General features: G+C 45.0%; 1 protein-coding gene. It reads left to right on the top strand.

Annotated elements, in window-relative coordinates:
* Positions 1-476 (top strand): hypothetical protein (locus tag A3738_RS23950; RefSeq protein WP_197473998.1); only part of this gene is annotated, 476 nt, incomplete at both ends.

The following is a 476-nucleotide window of genomic DNA, read 5'->3' as shown; positions in this document are numbered from 1 at the left end:
AGCAGCAAAAGTACAGACATTAACCCTCAAACCTGTAACAGGCTCTCAACAAGATCAAATATCCGTGACCCCTATTTCAGGTATTGAACAAATAAGAGCCATCAAGAATAAAACCGCTTTGCATCAAGCCGTCTTAAAAGACCATGCCTCCTTCACACGCTACCCAAGCAGCAATGTTCGTGTTGATCGATTGGAACGCGACCCAGTGACCATGACTTACGAAACGCATCAACGCACGACAGAAAGCGAAGACATGCGCACATCCATCACTGCATGGACCGATAAAAAATACATCAATCAAGGTCAAGCGCTGACATTGTTCTCACGCATCGATAGTGTTGAGCTACAAGGCTTGAGCAGCAAAATCATGGCGCAAGTGTACTTTAGTGAACAGCAAAACATTCTCATCGAAAATCTTCAGGCACGCCAACAAGACGGTACGTATTACCTCACTATTTCAGAGGAGCAAACGAGCT

It is taken from the genome of Oleiphilus sp. HI0066, assembly GCF_001635725.1.
This window is presented reverse-complemented; position numbering and strand designations above follow the sequence as displayed.